This window comes from Chryseobacterium vrystaatense (genome assembly GCF_000737765.1).
Lineage (GTDB): Bacteria > Bacteroidota > Bacteroidia > Flavobacteriales > Weeksellaceae > Chryseobacterium > Chryseobacterium vrystaatense.
The window spans coordinates 103786-126848 of record NZ_JPRI01000003.1 but is presented as its reverse complement, the minus strand read 5'-3'; the positions used below and the strand labels follow the sequence as shown (position 1 = coordinate 126848).

Annotated in this window: 15 protein-coding genes; 5 read left to right on the top strand and 10 right to left on the bottom strand. The window is 37.0% G+C overall.

Annotated elements, in window-relative coordinates:
- Positions 1-142 precede the first annotated feature (142 nt).
- Positions 143-829 carry a DUF3667 domain-containing protein gene (locus tag IW16_RS09830; RefSeq protein WP_034743143.1) on the top strand — a complete coding sequence of 229 codons (687 nt, stop codon included), beginning with the start codon at positions 143-145 and terminating at the stop codon, positions 827-829.
- A 107-nt stretch (positions 830-936) separates the two neighbouring features.
- On the opposite strand, the gene IW16_RS09825 is transcribed toward IW16_RS09830, so the two are convergent.
- Complete coding sequence (locus tag IW16_RS09825) at positions 937-3675, bottom strand: fibronectin type III domain-containing protein (protein WP_034743140.1); 2739 nt, start codon at positions 3673-3675, stop codon at positions 937-939.
- 291 nt (positions 3676-3966) lie between these two features.
- On the opposite strand from IW16_RS09825, the gene rplS reads away from it, so the two are divergent.
- Positions 3967-4323, top strand: a complete 357-nt coding sequence (rplS, locus tag IW16_RS09820; RefSeq protein ID WP_034704964.1) for a 50S ribosomal protein L19 — start codon at positions 3967-3969, stop codon at positions 4321-4323.
- A gap of 113 nt (positions 4324-4436) precedes the next feature.
- Here rplS and IW16_RS09815 read toward each other — a convergent pair whose 3' ends face one another.
- The 6 genes from IW16_RS09815 to rpsA form a co-directional block, all read right to left on the bottom strand.
- Positions 4437-5432, bottom strand: coding sequence for an alpha/beta fold hydrolase (locus tag IW16_RS09815; RefSeq protein ID WP_034743137.1), 996 nt, complete (start codon positions 5430-5432; stop codon positions 4437-4439).
- 85 nt (positions 5433-5517) lie between these two features.
- A complete protein-coding gene (locus tag IW16_RS09810) occupies positions 5518-6498 on the bottom strand; it encodes an EamA family transporter (RefSeq protein ID WP_034744173.1) in 981 nt (326 codons plus the stop codon).
- A 128-nt stretch (positions 6499-6626) separates the two neighbouring features.
- Positions 6627-9254: a T9SS-dependent M36 family metallopeptidase gene (locus IW16_RS09805; RefSeq protein WP_051890076.1), complete on the bottom strand. Its 2628-nt coding sequence runs from the start codon at positions 9252-9254 to the stop codon at positions 6627-6629.
- Between the two features lie 531 nt (positions 9255-9785).
- Positions 9786-11213 (bottom strand): T9SS type A sorting domain-containing protein, encoded by a 1428-nt coding sequence (locus IW16_RS09800; RefSeq protein WP_034743131.1) that lies wholly within the window; start codon positions 11211-11213, stop codon positions 9786-9788.
- 140 nt (positions 11214-11353) lie between these two features.
- Positions 11354-12775, bottom strand: a complete 1422-nt coding sequence (locus tag IW16_RS09795; RefSeq protein WP_034743129.1) for a T9SS type A sorting domain-containing protein — start codon at positions 12773-12775, stop codon at positions 11354-11356.
- Between the two features lie 146 nt (positions 12776-12921).
- The gene (rpsA, locus tag IW16_RS09790) at positions 12922-14712 is read right to left on the bottom strand and encodes a 30S ribosomal protein S1 (protein WP_034743126.1); all 1791 of its coding nucleotides are present in this window, start codon (positions 14710-14712) and stop codon (positions 12922-12924) included.
- Between the two features lie 309 nt (positions 14713-15021).
- On the opposite strand from rpsA, the gene IW16_RS09785 reads away from it, so the two are divergent.
- Both IW16_RS09785 and IW16_RS09780 read left to right on the top strand, forming a co-directional pair.
- Entirely contained in the window at positions 15022-16302 is a 1281-nt protein-coding gene (locus IW16_RS09785) for a C45 family peptidase (protein ID WP_034743123.1), read from the top strand.
- A 181-nt stretch (positions 16303-16483) separates the two neighbouring features.
- The gene (locus IW16_RS09780; protein WP_034743119.1) at positions 16484-17791 is read left to right on the top strand and encodes a DEAD/DEAH box helicase; all 1308 of its coding nucleotides are present in this window, start codon (positions 16484-16486) and stop codon (positions 17789-17791) included.
- A gap of 88 nt (positions 17792-17879) precedes the next feature.
- On the opposite strand, the gene IW16_RS09775 is transcribed toward IW16_RS09780, so the two are convergent.
- Both IW16_RS09775 and IW16_RS09770 read right to left on the bottom strand, forming a co-directional pair.
- Positions 17880-18773, bottom strand: coding sequence for an SMP-30/gluconolactonase/LRE family protein (locus IW16_RS09775; protein ID WP_034743116.1), 894 nt, complete (start codon positions 18771-18773; stop codon positions 17880-17882).
- A 75-nt stretch (positions 18774-18848) separates the two neighbouring features.
- Entirely contained in the window at positions 18849-20261 is a 1413-nt protein-coding gene (locus IW16_RS09770) for a S41 family peptidase (protein WP_034743114.1), read from the bottom strand.
- Positions 20262-20619: 358 nt separating this feature from the next.
- Between IW16_RS09770 and ccoG the strand changes: the two genes are divergently transcribed.
- The gene (ccoG, locus tag IW16_RS09765) at positions 20620-22062 is read left to right on the top strand and encodes a cytochrome c oxidase accessory protein CcoG (protein WP_034743110.1); all 1443 of its coding nucleotides are present in this window, start codon (positions 20620-20622) and stop codon (positions 22060-22062) included.
- Between the two features lie 106 nt (positions 22063-22168).
- Here the strand turns inward: ccoG and IW16_RS09760 are convergent, their stop codons facing one another.
- Positions 22169-23050 carry an AraC family transcriptional regulator gene (locus IW16_RS09760; RefSeq protein ID WP_034744171.1) on the bottom strand — a complete coding sequence of 294 codons (882 nt, stop codon included), beginning with the start codon at positions 23048-23050 and terminating at the stop codon, positions 22169-22171.
- Between the last annotated feature and the right edge of the window lie 13 nt (positions 23051-23063).

Here is a 23063-nt window from a genome sequence, read left to right as displayed (position 1 = left end):
AGAAACAGCTGTGATGCATTATCATTTTCAGACTGATATTTATCTTTCATTTTCGATTGGATAAAAATACCAAAAACTACCCAAAAGTGTAAAGTTGATTTAAAATCATTTATCGTTTTTTGCATTTAAAACTTAAGCTGCTATGAACGAAGAATTTTGCTCAAACTGTAAACAGAATATAAAACCGAAAAGAATAGACGGACATTATATACTCCATGAAATTGAGCACGTTTTGCATTTTGACAGAGGTATTTTATATACCATAAGAGAATTACTGGTAAGGCCAGGAGAAAATATCAGAAATTTCATCAGTGAAAACAGAAGCAGGCTGGTTAAACCTGTTATATTTATTATTGTCACATCGATCATTTATACACTGGTCAATCATTTTTTTCACATTGAACAAAGCTATATCAAATTTGATGCGGAAGGTCCACAATCGAATGCAATCAATGATTGGGTTCAGGGTCATTATGGGTATTCCAATATAATAATGGGTGGGTTTATTTCTTTTTGGCTAAAGATATTTTTCAAAAAATATGATTACAATTTTTTTGAAATATTGATCCTGATATGCTTTATCCTTGGAATGGAAATGCTGATGTTTTCTGTTTTTGCTGTTTTTGAAGGAATAACACAATATCATTTAATGCCGATTGCCGCAGGGGTTGTAGTCATTTATTTTTCCTGGGCTGTAGGGCAATTTTTTGATAAAGCCAAGCTGGGCAGCTATTTAAAAGCTCTTGTTTCCTATATATTGGGAATGCTCACATTTGGTATTTCAATGATCCTTTTATCTGTTTTAATGACCTTAATCATGCCTCACTAAAAACAAAAGGGCTGATCATTGTCATTTTGATTATACTTTTCCTGTTCATATTAAATAGAAAAAGCGAGAAATAATTTTCTCGCTTTTTCCAATATATTGTTAGAGTATTACTGGATCACCAGTTTTAAAGTAAATAATTTTCTTGTATGAACTTTCACGAAATATACTCCTTTCGGAAGGTTTTCATTAACAAGAGAAAAACGTTGATTGTTGATATTTTTTGATTCATACAACAATTGTCCTGATGCTGATAACAGCTCAATTTTCTCGATCGGATAATCACTTTTTATGAAGGTAGGCTCACCCGGTTTCGTTGGATTCGGATAGATAACTACATTTTTCTCTGTGCTTTTCACTTCATCGGTTCCCAATGTTCCGGATGTTACCTGGAACTGTTTTCTGTTTGACACTTCTGTATAAGAGTCATTGGTAAACATTACCATATAATAATTCCCCGGAGTTGTAGGAAGTGCTGTTCCCTGGATTGTTTTTGTTCCCTGAGTAACACCATCAAAGTACGTATAAGAAACGAAGTTGTCATCCGGAGTCTGAACACTCTGCGGATAAATTCCCAGCCAGTCTTTGATAATTCCAGGAGAATCCGTCCATGAAGCGGTAATGTTTTCGCCTAATGTATATACAGGTTTGTTGATCCACAGATCTGTTACAATGTCCCCTACTTTAAAGAATACTTTATCTCCAATCCCTGTATATCCGTCCTCAAGCAGATACTGCGCATAATAATATCCTTTAGGAAGGCCTGTAAAATTCAATGTTCCTGAAGGAGTCGTTACATAGCTCCATTTGATAGCGGTGTTGGTTCCCGGAGTCTGCCCCATTTTATATATCCCGATCCAGTCTTTCACCAAATTGGGCCCGTTGCTGAAGTTAACGACAACTGTTCCTCCTACAGGATAGGTATCTGCTGTAGCCTGCAGCAGAACTTTCGGTCCTACATAGAAGTTTTTTCTACCTGTAATTTCGGTATACCCTCCATTCGCAAAGAAACCTGCAAAATACTGTCCTTTGTTGGCAAGACCATTCGTGAACACAGCTGTTCCTGCTGTCTGTCCGTTTGTATAAATAAAGCCCTGAGAAGTTGTAGTCGTAGGCGTCTGCCCTTTTTTGTAGATTCCTACCCAGTCCTGCTGATTTCCGGGTCCTCCGGTATAAGTAGCGGTAATAGGCTCAGCTTGTGTATATTCAGTTTTGTCTAATGTAAATGTAGGATTGGAAACAACGCTTCCGGTCACCTCAAACTGTTTTACATCACTCCAGTCGCTCCATTCCAGGTTTCTGTCTCTGTAACGGACTTTTACATAATAAGTACCGTTTGAAATAGAATTGGCAGCAATGGTAGCCTTAGTAATATCCACTCCGGCATTTAAATTTTTCGTTTTATCCGGTGTTCCGTTTCCGTCTTTTCCAAACCAGTTTTCGTAATCACGGTAAAATTCTTTTTCAATGACTGAAAAATTGGCTGCTTTACTGATTTGGAACTGTGTTGTATTCAGAAGTTCTCCGTTGGATGATGCGAAAGCACTTCCGTCAAGAGTCAAAGGCAATGTCACCGATGCAGCAAAAGTATTGGTAACAGAAGGTTTCGATGGTTTTGGCTGATTTTTATACCTGTGGAATGTATCTACCAATTCGTTGTACTTCTTATTGTATACCCCACCAATTGAATAGCATTCTATATCTACTTTTCCGGTTTGTACATCTACTTCCACGATCTGATAAGTCCAGTCTGTAAGCGTTTTCTGTACATCGTCAAAATCCTGTTCATTAGACATTCCCCAATACTGATCCCATGCCGTTCCTCCGGAAATGATCTGATAATTCGGGGTTTCTTTAAGCTGACCTCTGTGGTACAGGTGATGGTGAGCTCCCACGTGCATTAGATATTTATTGGAAGTCGTTAACAATGGTACTGCATTATTTCTCACCCATGTCGAAATATCTCCAACATACTGTTCAGCCTGATAAGGTCTGTGGCTTAATGAGATAATCCAGTCTACGGTAGGATCAGCATTAGCTTCATTCAGAATTTGGGAAAGCCAGGTCTGCTGTGCGGTACCTGTATGTTCAGAACTTAAGCTTATAAACAAAACGTTTCCGGCTTGCTGAGCATAATAGTTTTCATTTCCTGATGCAATATTTTTATATTTAATTTCATCTATATAGAAATGGGCATAATAGGAATTCATCCCAAGCGTTCCATATGTTTCATGGTTTCCTACTGTTGTCTGAATAGGAAGATACGGTGATAATTTGATGTTCTTTTTAAAATGGACATTCTCATAATGATCCAGTGTTCCCACATCTACCTGATCCCCTACCATAAAGGTCAGCGCAATATTATCTGAGGGATCGGAGTCTGCTCCAAATTTTTGTTTTAATTTTTTAAATGCATTCAGGGTAAGGGTATCATACCTTGGTTCTGCTTTGATCTGGTTGTCACCCATGATCAGGAAACGGATTTTTCCATCTGCAGTAGCAGGCTGTCCCGGAAGAGGAAGGGTTCTGAAATTATAAACGGCAGACTCTGTTGTTCCGGTCTTTATTTTATAATAGTATTTGGTGTTGGGCTGTAATCCGGCAACTTTTGCGGTGTGATAATAATAGTTGTTGTTGTACCCTGTATCAGAAAAAATATTTGTAGTTCCGGTAACGGTTACGTTCAGACTGGTTGGAGACGTCCCGTAAATAACGGTTGTTTCGTTTTCAGAAGCTGTTTTCCAGTTGACGATCATCGAGTTTGGCGTCGGATTCTGCAGGTAGGGAAACAGGGCCTGCCCGAATGCCATCTGGACGGCAAAACAGAAAAAGAAGAAATAATGTTTCATAATAGTTTACTTTTGTTTAGATTTATTTCGATTTGTAAATCAGGCCATTAAAAAAATAATGATCTGATTTTTTAATTTCGGGCAAAAGTAGACTTCCTATGTAAACTGGGCCTGTTGGGAACTTAAAGGAACTGTTAACTTTACACCAGATTCCGGGCTAAAAAATTATAGTTTTTAGTACATTAATTATTTGGTGGAATCAAAAACTATTTTGTATCTTTGCGACCTGTTATTCAACCTCTGACGAAGAACGTGTAAGTTGCTTAGCTTTAACATTTTATTTTATTAATAATGGATTTATTAAAGTACGTACAAGACCAGTACATTACTAAAAAAGATTTCCCTGAATTCAAAGCAGGAGACACAATTACTGTGTATTACGAAATTAAAGAAGGACAAAAAACTAGAACTCAGTTCTTCAAAGGTACCGTTATCCAATTGAGAGGTACTGGCGCTACAAAAACATTCACAATCAGAAAAATGAGTGGTGATGTAGGTGTAGAAAGAGTATTCCCTATCAACATGCCTGCACTTCAGAAAATCGAAGTTGACAGAAGAGGTAGAGTTAGAAGATCTAGAATTTATTACTTCAGAGACCTTAGAGGTAAAAAAGCTAGAATCAAAGACGCTGCTTACAAGAAGAAGTAATTCAGACAACAATACATACAAAAAGAGACTATCTAATTCAGGTAGTCTCTTTTTATTTTGATACAACAGCAGGGCTTTAAACTCCCGGCTTTGCCTTATTCTTTACTCCAACCCTATTTAATAAACTCATACAGGGCATTAAAAAATTCTGGATAGACTTCTATATGCGGAAGATGACCCACATTTTCAATTTCAACAAGCTTTGATCCGGAAATTTCCTGTTGTGTTTTTTTACCCAGTATCTGATACTGTCCCATTTTAGGCTGAAGTTCTTTTGGAGCTCTGTCTTTTCCTATTGCGGTTCTGTCTCTTGTACCTATGATAAGGAGTGTCGGCGTTTTGATATTTTTAAATTCGTAGCACACAGGCTGGTTGTAGATCATATCTGAAGTTAAGGCAGCATCCCAGGCTACCTGAGGATAATCTTTATGGAGCGTCCATCCGGCAATGAGATCAAGCCACGGCTGATATTCATCTTTCCATTTATTATCATAATAGAATTTCAGCTGATAATTTTTGTAGGTTTCAGCTGTATTTTTCAACTCTGCCTGATATGCCTGGTCTATGGTTTGATAAGACGCAAACGTTTTATAATCTTCCAGACCTATAGGATTTTCAAGAATCAGTTTCTGAACTTTTTCGGGATAAAGAAGAGCAAATCTTGCAGCTACCATTCCCCCCATTGAATGTCCCAGTACTATTGTTTTTTCGATCCGGAGCTGATCCAATATAGCTTTTGTATTTTCAGCCAGCTGTGAAAAAGAAAACTGATAACTTTGAGGTTTTGAGGATTTTCCAAATCCGATCTGATCCGGGATGATTACTCTGAAACCCTTGTCCGAAAGATCTTTTGCCGTCTTTCCCCAATAAGCCCCATTGAAGTTTTTTCCATGAAGAAGCATAATTGTTTTTCCATTGGACTTTTTGGGCTGCACATCCATATAAGCCATTTTAAGGTCGTTATTCTGAGACTTAAGATTTAAATAGTGAACTTCATAGGGATATTGATATTCTGACAATACAGCATCAAGCGGTTTTACCTGTGAAAACAATACATACGGTACCGATGAAAGGAGAACCAAAGCCAGAGTTTTTCTCAAATATTTCATTAAAAGATTATTTATGTTGAATTATTAAAATTAAAAAAACCGATCCAAAGGAACGGTTTTTTAATGATATTTAATTGATTATTTATTAAATCACTTCTACAGTTTTCAGTTCTTTTTTTGCCGGAAGATTCATCAGAACAATAGCAAAAAGGATAAGAATAATCCCGCCCCACTGTACCAGCAAAACTTTTTCACCCAAAAGCACAAAAGCCATTGTCACAGAAACCGGAAGTTCCAGTGATGAAACAATACTTCCCAGTCCAAGACCTGCATTCGGGAAACCTACGTTGAATAATATGGGCGGAATAATGGTTCCAAACAAAGCCAGAATAAAACCGTACGTCAAAAATATAGAATAATTAAAAGAGTGGATATGCTCTGTATTCTGAGTGAAATTAAGGTAAAATGATTTTAAACCGTCGAAATACATCGGCCCGATCTGAGCAAAAAACAGAAATAAAAACACCACAACCGCTCCACCCGAAAGCATGATAATGCTTTTTCTGAATACCGGAAGCTGTGTAGCAAGTGTATTGGATGTAAACATGGTCATGGTATAAGAAGCCGCTGCCATCAGACCCCAGAAGATTCCGTGCCAGTCAAGTTCTATATCCATATTAATCAGATTGGTCGCCAGTACAGTACCTACCAATACAATGATCACAGAAATTACTTTTCTAGCATTGGGAAGTTTCTTTGCTATAATACTTTCTACAACCACACTAAACCATACAGACTGCATAAGCAGCACGATTGCTATAGAAACATTAATATACTGAACTGCAATATAATAGAATAAACTAGTGCAACCTAAAGAGGTTCCTGCAATCATCAGCATTCTCACATCTCTGGAACTTGGCGACGCCAGTTTTTGCTTTGATGTGATGGTCTGTATAAAGTTGAGGATCAAAAGCCCAACCAGCCCCAGCAAAAATTGGGAAGTAGTGACCTCAGAGGTGGTATAGCCATCATGATAAGCCATTTTCACAAACGTTGCCAGCATTCCGTATATACTGGCTCCAATCCCTACGAATAAAACTCCCTTGAGTATATTTTTCTTCTTCATAATTTTTTTAACAGCCGGCAAAGTTACAACATAATAATTGAAATAACCTGAGACGTCAATATGATAGATAAATAAAATCGCCGCAAGCAAGCTTGCGGCGATTAAAAAAAAATTGATTTATATAATACTTATTTCTTAACGATTACTTTAGATGAAGCTTCAAAGCCAAGGCCTTTCACTTTCACCATATAGGTTCCGTTGGTTAGATTATTGGTAGAAACAGCCTTCTTAGCATCTGGTGAAATTTTATCTTCTGAAGAAACCATTTTTCCGGACATATCATAAATCTCCAAGCTTACTTTTCCAATCGTATTGGTCGGGAAGTTGATGTAGAATTCGTCTTTTGCAGGGTTTGGATAGATCGAAATTTGGTTTTCCCTGGAAGACTTCACTTCGTTGGTAGCCAGCATACATTCAGCTGGCACTGTAAAGCTTTCCGTTTGGTCATTGATGTTATTTTTAAGCCCCGCTGATGCTTCCACACCCAAACCTCTTTTTGCGAAAACTTTCCAGATCATACATTTATCCGCTCCAAGAGTTACTGCCTGTTCAGCCGCAAGTATTGCGTTTCTACCCTCAATAAAGCTAGGATTACATGCCTGAAGTTTCAAAGCATCTGTAACAAGCTGCAATACTCTTGTGCTTCCATTCGTTGTATTGGCCAACACATCTGAAGAATATCCATATTTTTCTACATATTTCCAGTGAAGATCCCAAAGGATTGTTGCCCAGACAAAACCAATAGAGTGAACATCAGGTACTACGACATTATTTTGATTGGTATATTCCATACCATTTGTTCTCGAGTACGTAAAATTGTTAACTGCAAAATCAGGTGAATACTTTGCCGGTCTGATTCCAGATCCAGCATTTGACTGTCCACCTACATAAGTCCCGATTCCTCTGGCTACCGTTGCATTATCACCAGCTTTGTTAGTCAGCATCAAGGCAAAGAAATCAGACCATCCTTCTCCCATTTGCTCTTTACTCACATTTGAATTTAAGCACGCATATCCTGTACCTGTCATTCTGTTGGAAATTCCATGACCATATTCGTGAGTTACAATTCCGTTATCAAAACTTCCATCAGGTGTGGTATTAGATTTTAAAGTAACGTTAACGGGAGTGTTTGCAGTAAGCTGTGTTTTGATGTATTCTCCTTCGGCATAGGCAATAAGTACAGATGGAATAGTAATGGTTGGATCTGATCCCGACATATTACCAATAGTAGCACCATTAGCCTGATTATTATAGATTACAGCAGCAATAGCCCCTGCATCCTGAAGATTTTTTGCTTTAATAGAAAAGGCGCATGTTCCTCTTTCAACCAGACCTATTTTTTCTGTAAGCGATCCTGCCGGTAACGCAGTACAGCCATCCAAAACTGGTGACAGCTTAATATCGCCTGTAGTTCCGGCTAAAGTTAAAGGACTTCCAAACAGGGCAATTCCTGATGCCGGTGTACGGGCAACCGCTGTACCCGGAGCGTTATAAAAAAATGATCTTCCTACAGGATTCCAAAGATACATCTGCATTCTCGGGTTATTACCATCAGCAGGTGAACCAAAGTTGGCATTATTTGTACCACCGCCATCCTGCGCTTCGGCATATACTGAATCATCATCTACTCCCCCTTTTCCAAAATTATTCTGCTGGAAATTTCTTGCCGATTCTGTAAATCCAAATTGATAGAAAACGTCATGAATTCTATTGTTCAGATAAAACAGATTGGTAATTGAAGCATTTCTGTTATTGACAGGCTGTTCATTGATATTGAATGGGAAATCAAAGTTTCTCGCTGCTCCTCCATCAGCAGGAGTTCCCGGTAAATAATCCGGAGCTATCGTTAAAGCAGTTCCAGCAACATCTTCGTAAGCAAAAACGTTATTTCCTCTTGTCACTGTGTAATGTGTCGTACCATCGGAATGCCATCCTTCAGGAGATGCATTCAGCAGCCAGGGATTGGTAAGTATCGATCTCGTTCCAAATGTAGCTGCTTCAATTGGTAAAGGAAATACATTATATGATGCATTATCTGGAACAAGCAAAGGAGCATTGTTTTGTGCTACCCTGTTCTGAGGGCCCATAAGGGTGTTCTCAAAATGATCAGCATGGTTATAATTGGCATCTGACGAATATGCATCGTGATGGAAACTACATGACAAAGTCAGATTATTTTTCTCCAAAATTTTTCCGTCGTTAGCGTCTACTAAAATATTCCAATAATTAGGAGATTTAGGTTCTACTAAAGTATACTCGTATGCCAGACGCAGATTACCGCTTGCATCATTTGTATACACCAATCTTTGATTGGCAGATGTCGCCTGTTTATTACTTTTTTCAAGATATTCAAGGATTGTAAAATCAGCAATATCAGAATTTTTCAGTTCTTCAGCAATTTTCTGAAGCGCTGTACTCTTAGTGATGACCGCTTTGTTTGATGTAGAGGTATGATAATCCTTTACAAAGTTATCTGTATAATAAACAATCTTATTATTCTTAACCAAAGCTGTTCCTACAGAACTGTATATCGGCAGGCCATTATAGGTCTGTAAGAACTTTACGACCTCGCCGTTCATTGACTTTGAGGGATCAACATTATCAATGATAAAGTCCGTAAGACCATTCTTTTTATATTCTCTAATTTTATTTTGAGAAATATAATCTTTAATCAGCCTCCCGTTATCTTGTGAAAATAAAGCAGAAGGAATTACTGCGAATACAGCAAACAAAAGGGGTAAAGTTATCTTTTTCATTTTTACTATTAAAGTCGCTAATTTACAAATAATTCACAATCAACTTGTTTTTTTTTTGAATTATTTTAAAAAATAAAAACATCTTTAGGGGAAACATTTCAATAGTTCTTTTTATTGGTTTCACAATCCCTCTACTACGGGCCAAAGTATAAAAAAATCAGCCTTTGCAGACAGCTGATTTTTTTTATTTTTCATCATTTTAGTAAATGAATTTCAGATTATTTTCAATCAAATGGTTCCGTCAACAATTAATCATAAGAAGATTCTGTTTACAGGAAAAAGTTGTATTTATTTTCAAATACATACATTTGCTTCAATTAAAAGAGAGAGAATTCCCTGTCTTTCTCTTTTAGACATTCAAGGATATCTTGAATTACATTTTATAATTACACATAATGATCACCACAAATCGATTAAAAATCGGGAGTAAAATTTTATTTCCACTTCTTTTCTTTATCGGATTTTCAGGACTAGTCATCTGATCACAAATAAAAAAGGCTGCCTCACATCGAGACAGCCTTTTATAATTTCTTATTTTTTGATTATTTTCTCTGAATAGGTTTCGTTTTTATCGTTCAGTATATTAACAATATATACTCCTTCTTTTCGGGAACTTATATCAATATCTATTTCTTTCTCATTGCCCAACACCTTGCTGTAAACAGAATTTCCGGCAAGATCCATCACATTTAATTTTGCTGATTTAGGGGCATTATTTAAGATCACTTTAAATAATCCTGTGGTTGGATTTGGAGTCAGTTTAAAAAACGCTTCCCTTCCCAAAGTTTTGGGCGCTGATTTCAAGACAGGACAATCCATATCGATATCATAATCAAAATATGGGTAATTGTTATAGCTATAGGTATTGTAATGATCACCTCCATAAGCATAAACAAGAAGAGTTTTAAGCTTATACTGCCCTGTAGCTCCTGCACTAACTGCATAAACAAAATCCGAAGTCTGTAAAGCACTGCTAAAATTACTTCCTGTAATGGTAGTTGTAAATAATACAGGATAAAGCTCACCTGTTACTATATTTTCTATAAACAGCCTAAGGTCTTCAAAGACAGCACCAGCAGGAAGGTTATAACTGCCATTGATGATAGCCGGACCGGAAATACACTGGCCTGGCTCGTATTTAAAATCCATAGTTGCCCAACCTGATGAATTACATAAGTGCCCTACCATATCTTTCCAGTAATCTGTCTCAAACGAGCTCATTCCAAATCCATTGGGTCTGTTATAATAAAGCCTTGGTAAAATACCATAATCAGGATCTGCAACATTTGTTTCCAGAGCACCGCCGTATAAACCTCCGGTACTTGAAATGGAAGCTGCTGCTCTCACAGCCAGAGTGTTTGTATTGGCGTGAATCATAGTAAACTGCGCTCCTCTGTTAATTTTAAATGCCAACACATTTTTAAATGCTGCGGGCGAATTAAGTGTTGTATCCGCATAATTAACAAGATATGATCCGTTAAGCGCACCCGTATTTCTTTCAGCATCAGTAAACACAACTACTTTCAGTGGCTGATAGCCGTTCAAAGTAGCCTGCGGACTGATGATACTTGGGCTGGACAATCCATCTAAAGCATTAGATGTAAATCCAAGAGCTTCATTAAAATGATCTCCAAAATCCAGACGCCTTTCAATCACCTGTGCTACCGCATGATCACTTGTAAAATCAGATTCAATATAAATTACAGGCTTATAAATTCCACTTGTATCACCGTATTTTCCGGCACCATAGTGAACTACCGCAACTCTGTTTTTGAGATTACACATTAAAAGCTGCTCTATCAGCTTTACGGCTCCTCTTTTCATCTCAAGAAAACTTTGGTCGTCGGTAGAAGAACCGTTATCCAACATAATAATGTAGTCGCTTCCACCTGCCTGTGCTTTGAAAGTACCCCATGACATCATGAATGCCATAAGCAAAAATAAAAATGATTTTTTCATAGTTTAAAGTTTATTCTTTAGTTATGCTAAAAATAATGTTTTTTTATCATTATATAGTGAAGTACATTAAAATAATACCTTATAAATGCAAATCAAACAAAAAAAATAAAGCTGTCTTGTGTGACAGCTTTATTCCTTATTTATTTTTTGATTATTTTTCCGGAGTAGGTTTCGTTTTTGTCAGAAGTTATATTGATGATATATATTCCCTGATTCTGCCTGCTTATATCAGCATCTATCTCTTTAAGCTTTTTTACCCTTTTCGATAGAACAGTATTGCCATGCATATCTTTTATTTCGAGTAGTCCGGATTCAATTTCTTTATCCAGTATTACTTTAAAGAGTCCATCTGTCGGATTTGGAGAAATTTTCAACATTCCTTCTTTATTCTTAATTGAACCGGGAGCCGATCTTGTGCAGGTAGCATCCAAATCCAGGTCCCAGTCATAAAAAGGATAGTTGTTCCAACTCGTTAATTCATAAGGACCGTTAACATACATTGACATTATAAACTTATACTTACCTGTAGCACCAGGCGGCAGGTTTAAGTCTGCTGGATAAAGAGTATATACGAAATTATTAGGACTGATAAAGTTGGGAGGTACGGTGATCGGATAATCCGTTCCCGTATCTAAACTTCTAATTGCCAGTTTACTGCCTTGATAATACCCACCCGGCGGAAGGGTAAAATGACCTCCTAAATACACTGTTGGTGGAATTGCACAGCCCGCATGTTCATAGAAAAAATCAAGTTTACCACCGTATGGATCACACAGTGCATTTACAATACGCTCAAAATCTTCCTCTATCGTGTTTCCTCCATACAGATAAAGAAAAGTCTGTGGCCTTGGAAAGTACATTCTGGGTAATACTCCATAGTCCGGGTCATCAATATTACTCTCAACGGGGCCTGTATAAAAACCGCCTGCACTTGCAATAGAGGCACCTGCTGCACTTGACTGGGCATCAGGACTTAAATGAATGACTGCAAACTTGGCATTTCTCTGTATTTTAAATAGAGATACATTTTTAAATGAGCCAGGATCATTTAAGGTGGTGTTATTATAATTCACAAGATACGAACCTGTCGATAAATCCCCTACATTCCTTGAGCCATCTGTAATAAGGATTACATTAAATTCAAAAGTTGGCTCTCTGTTTAAAGAGGTCTGCGGACTTACGATTGCCGGATTAAAATTACCATCCAGTGCATCTCCCAAGATACCCAGCGCTTCATGAAAATGCTGACCATACTGTAATCTTCTCTTGATGTATTTCTCTACAAAATTGTCATGGGTAAAGTCCATCTCTATATAAACTTTCGGTTCATAACCTGAAACCGGCGCATCACCCGCTCCGTAATGGGCTATTGCATATTTGTTTTTGGGATTACACGCGAGAAGGCGTTGGATCAGATTCACTGTAGTCGTTTTCATTTCTGCCCATTTGGTATCACTCATTGTTGAACCATCATCCATAATGATCAGATAATCCTTTTGAGCCTGCAGAGAATTCCAGGAAGCAAGGAATGCAAAAATGACAAATAAAAATGTTTTTTTCATAGTTAAAAGTTGATAATTTAATTATGCTAAAAATAACATTTTTATCTATAATCCGTGAAATAATTTAAAATAAATATTTATCAATGAAAATAGCATAAAAAAAAGCCGCTCAAATGAGCGGCTCTATATGATCAATGGTTTGAAGATTATTTACCTTCTTCCATTTTTCTTTTCAATTCTGCTAATGCATCGATATCTCCAAGAGTTGATCTTTCTTCGTTGTTTGAAGAAGAAGATACGTTTCTAGAAGAAGAGTCTTTCATATTTTTCTTCTCTTCGTCTCTGAAGATTCCAGTATGAGAAACAACTACTCTTTTGAACTCTTTGTTGAATTCGATTACTTTAAACTGAGCATCTTCACCTTTCTTGATTTTAGATCCATCTTCTTTCTCTAATAATCTTGAAGGGCAGAAAGCTTCTACTTCAACATCTTCAAACTGTACAGAAGCTCCTTTATCGTGAACTTCTACAGCTTTACCAGCGTGGATAGTACCTTCAGCATATTTAGTTTCGAATTTATCCCAAGGGTTTTCCTGAAGTTGCTTGTGACCTAGAGATAGTCTTCTAGCCTGGATGTCCAATTCTAGAACGACAACATCTAATTTATCACCAACTGCACAGAATTCAGATGGGTGCTTGATTTTCTTAGTCCAAGAAAGATCAGAGATGTAGATTAACCCGTCGATACCTTCTTCTAACTCTACGAATACACCAAAGTTTGTGAAGTTTCTTACTGTTCCTACATGCTTAGATCCTAATGGATACTTAGTTTCGATGTTTTCCCATGGATCTTTAGACAATTGCTTGATACCAAGAGAGATTTTTCTGTCTTCTCTATCTAAAGTTAATACTTCAGCTTCAACTTCATCACCTACTTTCACGAAATCACCTGCAGATCTTAAGTGAGTAGACCAAGACATTTCAGAAACGTGGATTAATCCTTCTACACCTGGAGCGATTTCTACGAATGCACCATAGTCAGCAAGAACTACTACTTTTCCTTTTACTTTATCTCCAACTTTCATGTCAGCAGAAAGAGCATCCCAAGGATGAGCTTCTAATTGCTTCATACCTAACTGGATTCTTGTTTTCTCGTCATCAAAATCAAGGATAACAACTTTTACAGTCTGTCCGTCTTCAAGGATTTCAGATGGGTGGTTCACTCTAGACCAAGAAAGGTCTGTAATGTGGATCAATCCATCAACACCTCCTAAGTCGATGAATACACCGTAAGAAGTAATATTCTTAACAGTACCTTCAAGAACCTGACCTTTTTCAAGCTGAGCGATGATTTCTTTTTTCTGACCTTCGATATCTGCTTCGATCAATGCTTTGTGAGATACTACTACGTTTTTGAACTCAGGGTTGATTTTCACAACTTTGAACTCCATAGTTTTACCTACGAACTGATCGTAATCTTTAATTGGCTTAACATCAATTTGAGAACCTGGTAAGAATGCTTCGATTCCGTGTACGTCAACGATCATACCTCCTTTAGTTCTAGACTTAACAAAACCGTTAACGATTTCTCCAGTTTCGTGAAGTTCGTTTACTCTATCCCAAGCTTTAAGCGTTCTAGCTTTTCTGTGAGATAACTGTAATTGTCCAGTTTTGTCTTCTCTTCTGTCTACCATTACTTCAACATCATCACCTACTTTAAGGCCCGGGTTGTAACGGAATTCGTTAAGAGAAATAACACCTTCTGATTTGAAGTCGATGTCAACGATAGCTTCTTTATCTGTTAATCTTACAACTTTACCAGTGATAACGTCGTTATCATTTAAACTGCTAAGAGATCCGTTGTAGATTTCTTCTAAATCGCTTTTTTCTTTTCTTGCGTCTGCATCAAGACCTGATTCGAATGAATCCCAATCAAATTGTTCTGGTGCTACATTTTGGTTTAATAAAACCTCTGCTGAATTTGTCTCTTTTGACATTTTCTAATAAAATTTGTATTCCTTCTTTTTTAATGGCTTGAATAAATGTGGATTTAAAAAATACGGAAGTAATTAATTTTTAATAATTTACCTTTTCAAACCTTTCCCACAAAAAGTGGGTGCAAAGATATGAATTTTATTTAAGATAAACAATGAATTTTCTTTCCCTTATCTCCGGAAAGTACAAAATTACCGACACTGTAATGAGCACTCAACCAAGCCTATTGTATCAAAAATAAATATTTCAAAAAATCTTTAACAAAATCATTTTTTTGCAATCAAAACAGCAGTATCCATAAAAACTATACAATGCAAAAACATTTTATTTTAATTTTAATCAGTCTGTTATCAACTGGTATTCACACGGTGAAAGCCTGTACGATCTTCTCCTGCTCCAGAGGAGGACAGACATTTGCGGCGGCCAATGAGGATGACACCACTCCTTTTACAAGAATCTGGTACAACCCAGCCACTAAAGACCGGTACGGATCTGTATGCTTTGGAGCACCCGATATGCAAGTGGCTGCAGCAATGAATGAATATGGACTGTTTTATGATTTTGCAGCAGCCAACTATGATCTCAGTAAGCTGAATTTGAAAAACCCTTATAAAGGAGATTTGATGTGGGAAATATTAGGAAAATGCAAAAATGTAAAAGAAGCAATGGTTATCTTAAAAAAATATGATTTCGCCATATCCGCTAAAGCTTTGTTAGCCGATAAAGAAGGAAATTCTATTGTGATTACTCCTGAAGGAATCATAGAAAAGACCGGTGATTTTCAGGTAAATTCAAACTGCAATGTGATCAATGGAAAACTATCATGCCGAAGACCGGAAATAGCCAATGAAATGCTGGCCTCTTCTCAGGAAAACAATATAGATTTTTTAAAAGCTATTTTAGATAAAACCCACCAGGAAGGAGAACTGAATACTTTATATTCCAGCATCTATGATTTAAAAAAGGGAACCATCAACGTATATCTTTTTCATGATTACAATACTGTTTACACCATCGACTTAAAAGCTGAATTGAAGAAAGGATACCGAATTGAGAACCTTGCCGATCATTTTCCATCCTCCTTTGCTTATGAAAGTTTTTCAAAAAATCATTCCCTGTACCTTAAAGAGTCTATTCTTCAGGAAATGAAAGATAAAGGAACCGAAACGACCATTGCTCATTATATTACAGAAAGTGAAAAACAGGCCCCAAAAAATAAGAATTTAAATTCTGCCTTGCTTGAAGTAGCTTTACAGCTCATTAAATATTCATGGAACGAACAGTCTAATGGCGGAATGTGGGATTATTGGTTTAGTAAACCTGAGGGATATAATGTGAAGCAGTACAAAGACCCCAGACTTACCTCTGCAGATAACCTGTTAAAATATCTGTCTGCCAAAGAAAATACAGATCTCAAGCTCAAAAATTTCATGTATGAAATGTCCGGTTTTGTAAATCTTGCACAAGGAAACACCAGTGCAGCAAAAGAATTTTACGAAAAATCAATCTATAATCCGGAAGAAACATATAAAGTTACTTTGTCCAGGGGAACAGAAATGCTGTGCCGTCTGGATGAAGGAAAATGGAAATAAGGCAGCAGCAGGGATACTATAGATGAGATCTAAGATGTCAGATAAAGACTTAGACTGCCTCCCTAGCTTTCAAACTCTAAAATTATCAAGCTCCAAAACGCTCAACCCCCAAGACGTTCAAAGTCTCAATACAGCCACTTTTCATTTTCTGCCAGCCACCTAAATTTACTACCTTTGCAAAATGGAATTAGAATCAATTTATCAAAAACTGCAGATTCAGGATATGAATCAAATGCAGAAATCTACCTATAAAACTACCGAAAACAATACAGATGTCGTTTTGCTTTCTCCTACAGGATCCGGAAAGACCCTTGCGTTTTTGTTTCCTGTTCTTCGGAATCTAAAAAAAGATGTTCAGGGAATTCAGGCTTTGATTCTTGTTCCGGCAAGGGAACTTGCGTTACAGATTGAGCAGGTTTTCAAATCAATGGGAACAGATTTTAAAGTTTCGGTGTGTTATGGTGGTCATGATAAAAAAATTGAGGTTAATAATTTAATTGAAGCTCCCGCTGTTCTGATCGGAACTCCCGGAAGAGTCACTTACCATTTAAGGAATAACAACTTTGATCCTAAGACCATTAAGACTTTGGTTCTCGATGAATTTGATAAAGCTTTGGAACTGGGCTTTCACGAGGATATGGAATATATTTCAGGTGAACTGAGAGGTCTTTCCCAAAGAATTTTAACCTCAGCAACAGCAATGGATGAAATTCCAAAGTTTACAGGGTTGAAAAATGAAAAGATCATTGATTTTCTAAAACTAAGCGAAGTAAAGCCTGATATTCAATTGAGAAAAGTAATGACGATTTCTGAAGAGAAACTGGATACACTGTTTAACTTAATATGTAAAATCGGAAATAAAAGAACGTTGATTTTCTGTAATCACCGTGAAGCGGTTGACCGTATTTCTGACCTTTTAGCAGACAAAGGGATCGACAGAGAAACTTTCCACGGTGGTATGGAGCAGGATGAAAGAGAACGTGCCTTACTGAAATTCAGAAACGATTCTGCAAGGATCTTAATTACGACAGATTTAGCTTCTCGCGGTCTTGATGTTCCTGAAGTGGAATCTATTGTTCATTATCAGCTTCCTCCCAAAGAAGATGCTTTTATCCACAGAAACGGACGTACCGCAAGAATGAATGCAAAAGGTTTCGCCTACCTGATCATGACTGAGGATGAAAATTTCCCTTTCATTAAAAGTAATACTGAGGAAGAAAGTGTTGCCGGTTTTAATAAGGTTCCTGAGAAAACACCTTTCCAGACGATTTATATCAGTGCAGGAAAAAAAGATAAGGTTAATAAGGTTGATATTGTGGGATATCTTATCAAAAAAGGAGAATTGCAGAAAGAGGATATCGGCATCATTGAAGTGAAAGATACGACTTCTTATGTCGCCGTTTCCAGAAATAAGGTAAGCTTTGTTTTGAAGAAATTAAGCAATGAAAAACTGAAAGGTAAAAAAGTAAAAATGGAAGTTGCTTATTAACTGTAAGCCAACCGTTCAAAATACAAATAAGCCCGCTCTGGGCTTATTTTTTTTATCTAATATTGTTATAATTCTTCCTGGTTATGCTTTACTTCACCCCTCTTACTTTTGTGCGTAAAGTATATACTGATTTTGAAGCGGTAATAAACAGTATATCATTATTTTCACCTCCAAAAGTTACATTTGATGTCCAGTCTTCTTCAATCGGAATATGGTATAGCTTTTTACCTTTAAGATTATAAATATGTACTCCTTTGCCCGTTAAATAAAGATTTCCATGCTTATCGAGCGTCATACCATCTGAACCCATTTCGCAAAACAGCCTTCTTTCAGACAGTTTTCCCTCACCGAGAATGTCATAAACATAAGTTTTTCCGGCATCAATATCTGAGACATACAATTTTTTAAAGATCTCACTTCCCACGATTCCATTGGGCTGGACAAAGGTTTCCAGTTCAACGGTTTTCCCTTCTTTAGTTCGGTAGTAAAGGCTTTTATGGGCAATTTCCTGTTTGAAATCTACCCAATAATCCCTTTTATACAAAGGATCTGTAAAATACATTCCTCCGAGTGAATCATTCCAGACATCATTAGGTCCGTTGAGTCTTTTCCCTTCAAAGCCTTTAAGAATTACTTCTATTTTTTTGTCTTTTGAAATTTTCCAGATCTCTCCCTGATCGTCGGAACAGGTAATGAGGTTTCCGTCTTTATCGAAATGGGTACCGTTTGCCCTACCCGACTTACCTAAAAACTCTACAACCTTATTGGTTTTCCAATCCCAGTAATAAATTTTGTCATTAGGCTGATCAGTGAAATAAACATTTCCTCTTTGATCCGAAGACGGTCCTTCCGTAAAACTGAATTGATCCGAAACCTTCTCCGGGTGTACATCTTCATAAAACATTTTGTTGTAATTTACTGATTGACAGTTTAACAATGCGAAAACCAAACCAACCGTACCTATTCTGCATATATTTTTCATTCTTCTTCTTTAACACGTTCAAATTTACAAATTGTAAACATAAGATATTCCCATATTCTGTGTGAAAAAATAATTCTACTTTTTCAAAGTATTCTTTAAATACTGTATTGCCGCTTCAAGCTGAGAATCAAACTTCAGAGGGTATAAAGTATCATTGAGATTCCTTTCTATGAGAATATCCGGTTTAATCCCGACTCCTATAAATTCTTCTCCATCAGGGAGCGTAACTTTTTTGGTACATATCATTGCAGATCCTCCTCCGGGAAGTTCAATCTGAACGGGCTGACCTGTACTTCCATTGGAGTAACCGCCCACACGCACTATATTTTTCTGACCATACAGATAGATCAAAAAATCTTCTGCAGCTGAAGCTGTTAAAACACTCGTCAGCACTACAGCAGGAACATTCAGTTTTTCTACAGGATCTACCACCTGAGGCTTATATTCGAATTCGTGGAACTTGCTCCCTACATATGCTTTATATAAATCGGTGGTTTCCTCTTTTGAAAGCCCCCATTCTGATTTACCTGTTAGTGTATCTTTTGGAGTGAGAAAAGAACCAAGCGCTCTTTCTGTGGGAATGATCTTCCGGCTGTAGTTTTTTGCCCCGTAAATGGTATCTCCTTTGATAAAATACTTCGCAATATTTTTTGAGTTTTTTGAACTTCCTCCTCCATTATTTCTGATATCTAAAACAATTCCTTTTGCTTTTTTAAGCTCGGGCAGATTTGATTCAAAGTCTTTCACAACAGAAGAATTTTCAAATGTGCTGATCTTTACATAAGCCATATTATCTTTCAGCCATTTAAATTCAAAAAGGGACTGATTAGGTAATGGTTCAGGATTTACAGCTGTTTCATCTGTTTTGGAATGAATAAGATGCAGTTTTTTTAATGCTCCTCCCGGAGTTTTTATTTCAATATCATAAACATCACCTTTTACTCCTTCCAATAAATTCATCCCGGCTTTAAAGTTCAGGTAACTGACTGTAGAAGAGGAAATATAAGGTTTAACAAATTTTCCCTGGTATTCGTCAACAGACAATCCGTTTACTTTTATGATCTCGCTGCCTAAAGGAATTTCTTTTTCTTTACTTTTATTGGTTCCTATAATGTAGATTTTTCCCTGTACATTCATGAGAAAAAGCCTGTATTCTCCGAACATAGAAACCATGACCTGATTCTGTATATCTTCAGGAAAATAGACCTGTGTATGTCCATCCTTTAAAACAGCACACAATTTTTGAAGCTCCTTATAGTATTCATAATCGTTTTTTGTTTTCTGAATATTAGCTATGGCTTCCCGGTATGCCTCGTTCCATTTTTTCTGATCTGTTTTATACAAATACACAAAATTATATTCCACATCACTCCAAAATTTAGACAGTCCATAAATTTTCTCATTAAGTGACAGTTTATTTGGAATTTGAGCCACTAGTGGTGAGCAAATAAACAAGAGTACAAGGAGAATAGAAATTTTATTTTTCACGGTTTTTATTTTTAGAGAAAGAGTGACAAAACCGAGGCTATCAGATGAAAAAAGTCAAATATCAATCAGCCTATCACAGCTGAGGCTAAACTACGAAAAAAAGGCCTTAAGAGAACTGAATTTCAGCAATTTGGAAAAACAGCACTTGTATACGTCGAACGATCTGTCGAAAATTACACAATGTCTCAATTGTCCTATTATTGAAGCAGATGGTATTAGTTAAAAAACGGTTTTATCCGGACCTTTGCCATGGTAAGATCAACACTTCTTTTTCCTTATTAAAAACTGACTGAAAAACCAGATTGATCCGGCCTCCAATATTACCTTAATACTTTTTTAACTTAACAAAAGTACCGCAATGAGTGCAGAATCAGGCAGCAGCAAATTTGTAGAAATAGAAAACGACGCGTTTAGAAATTCGGTGGGAACGATGGATGACGCTGGTAAAAGAAAATGGGTCTTTCCCCGAAAGCCAAAGGGAAAATTTACCAACTACAGGAATTACGCAAGTTATCTTATGCTGGCTATATTTTTCGGACTTCCGTTTGTGAAGATCAATGGTAATCCTTTTCTTCTGATCAATGTAATCGACAGAAAATTTTTCATTGTGGGACAGCCATTTTATTTGCAGGATTTCTTTATTCTTGCTTTGGGAGCGGTAACTTCTGTAATCTTTGTGATGCTTTTTACGGTAGTTTTCGGAAGAATTTTCTGTGGATGGCTCTGTCCGCAGACTCTTTTTATGGAAATGGTATTCCGGAAAATTGAATATCTGATCGAAGGCGACAGGAACAAGCAGATGAAGCTGGACAGACAGGAGTGGGATGCTGAAAAAATCAGGAAAAGGGTATTGAAATGGTCTGTCTTCGCCTTGATCTCAATGACCATTGCTCACTTTATGTTCATGTACATTGTAGGATACCAGGAACTGTTCAGAATTATGAGTGAAGGTCCGCAGGAGCATCCTCTGAAATTCGTTGCCATGATATTTTTTACCATCGCTTTCTACTTTGTTTTCGCATGGCTTCGTGAGCAGGTTTGTACACTGGTATGCCCATACGGAAGACTTCAGGGAGTACTGATCGATAAACAGACCATTAATGTTTATTATGATTTCAAAAGGGGAGAAAACCGTTCAAAATGGAGAAATAATGAAGACCGGAAAGCTACGGGTAAAGGAGACTGTATCGACTGTCATCAGTGTGTTGTTGTATGTCCTACCGGTATTGACATCAGAAACGGACAGCAGTTGGAATGTATCAACTGTACAGCCTGCATAGATGCCTGTGATGAGGTCATGGAAAAAGTAGGACTTCCTAAAGGATTGGTTCGATACGCAACAGAAGCAGAAATTGAAAATCAGGATACCTTCAAATTTACCTCAAGAATGAAGGTGACAACGGTATTTTTAGCTCTGCTGATAGGATTTTTAGGTTTCTTAATGTATGACCGCGGATCAATGGAAGCAAAATTCATCAAACCTGCAGGTTCTACTTTCTTTATCAAAAACGGTAAGATCACGAATACTTTTATTTATACGCTGTTAAATAAATCCAACGAGAAAAAGATTTTAACGATTAAAGTACTAACTCCTGCCCATGCAGAGATCGATTACTTCGGTTCGGAAAAGATCATTCTTAAGGGCGATGAGATCCTGAAGGGAAACATTAATATTACATTCCCCGAAGATGACATTAAGTTTTCCAAGCAGAATATGGTTATCGGAGTCTTTGATGAAAAAGGAGAAATGCTTGATTCATTTGACACAACGTTTGAGGGACCATTTAAGCTGATGCTGTAGGAGATGAGATATCAGACTGCAGACAGAGTATTTAAGAAGGGAGACCGTCAGTATAAAGTTCAATTAACTTTATCCCGGTTTTACCTGTGTCCTGACAGATTAAATTTTAAGCCTTGTATTTTCTCATAAACTGCGTAGGAGTCATTCCGGAACTTTTCCGGAATACTCTTACAAAGTAGGAATATTCCTCATATCCAAGTCTGAAGGCAATTTCCACAAGACCTTCATCAAGGTACATCAGCATTCTTTTGGCTTCCAGTACTACTCTTTCTGTAATAACATCAGTTGCTGTCTTTTGAACAACAGTCTGTGCAATTCTGTTGAGGTGTTTGGGGGTCATGCCCAATAAAGAGGCATAATGGGAAATGGATTTATGAGTCGTGAAATTTTGTTCTACAAGATTCTCAAAATCCTGATAGTGTTTAAAATAGGAAAGACTGGCGGAAGATGAGCGGATATCAATATCTTTTGAAAACAGTCTTGTCGCATTGATAAAAATCTGAGACATCAGGGAAAGAATCGCTCCTTCTTTCATAACACCCTGAGATTTATGCTCTTTGCCCAGTTCCTGAAACAGGCTGTTTTTTTTATGTAATTCATCAGTATCCAACTGTAATTTTCTGGGGAAAGATATGGAACCGAAAAATGGAAAATTCCGCAGCTTCTGACTTACATAATGTATTTCATAAAACTCCTGCGAGCAGAAAAAAATGTATCCATCAATATCTTCTGAAAGTTCCCAACTGTGGATCTGCCCGGGAGAAAGGAAGAAAAGGCTTCCTTCTGAAACATCATACTTATGAAAGTCTATTTCATGGATTCCTTTTCCTTTGGTAAATAGAACCGCTGCATAAAAATCATGACGGTGAGGCTTTTCAATATGGCTGTGACCTACAACCAAATGTTCTTTCATGGTATTGAAATAAAAATCTGACGTATTCCTGCCGGACTGGAAAAGCTCAATATGAAGGACAGAGATAGAATTCATTACTGATATAATA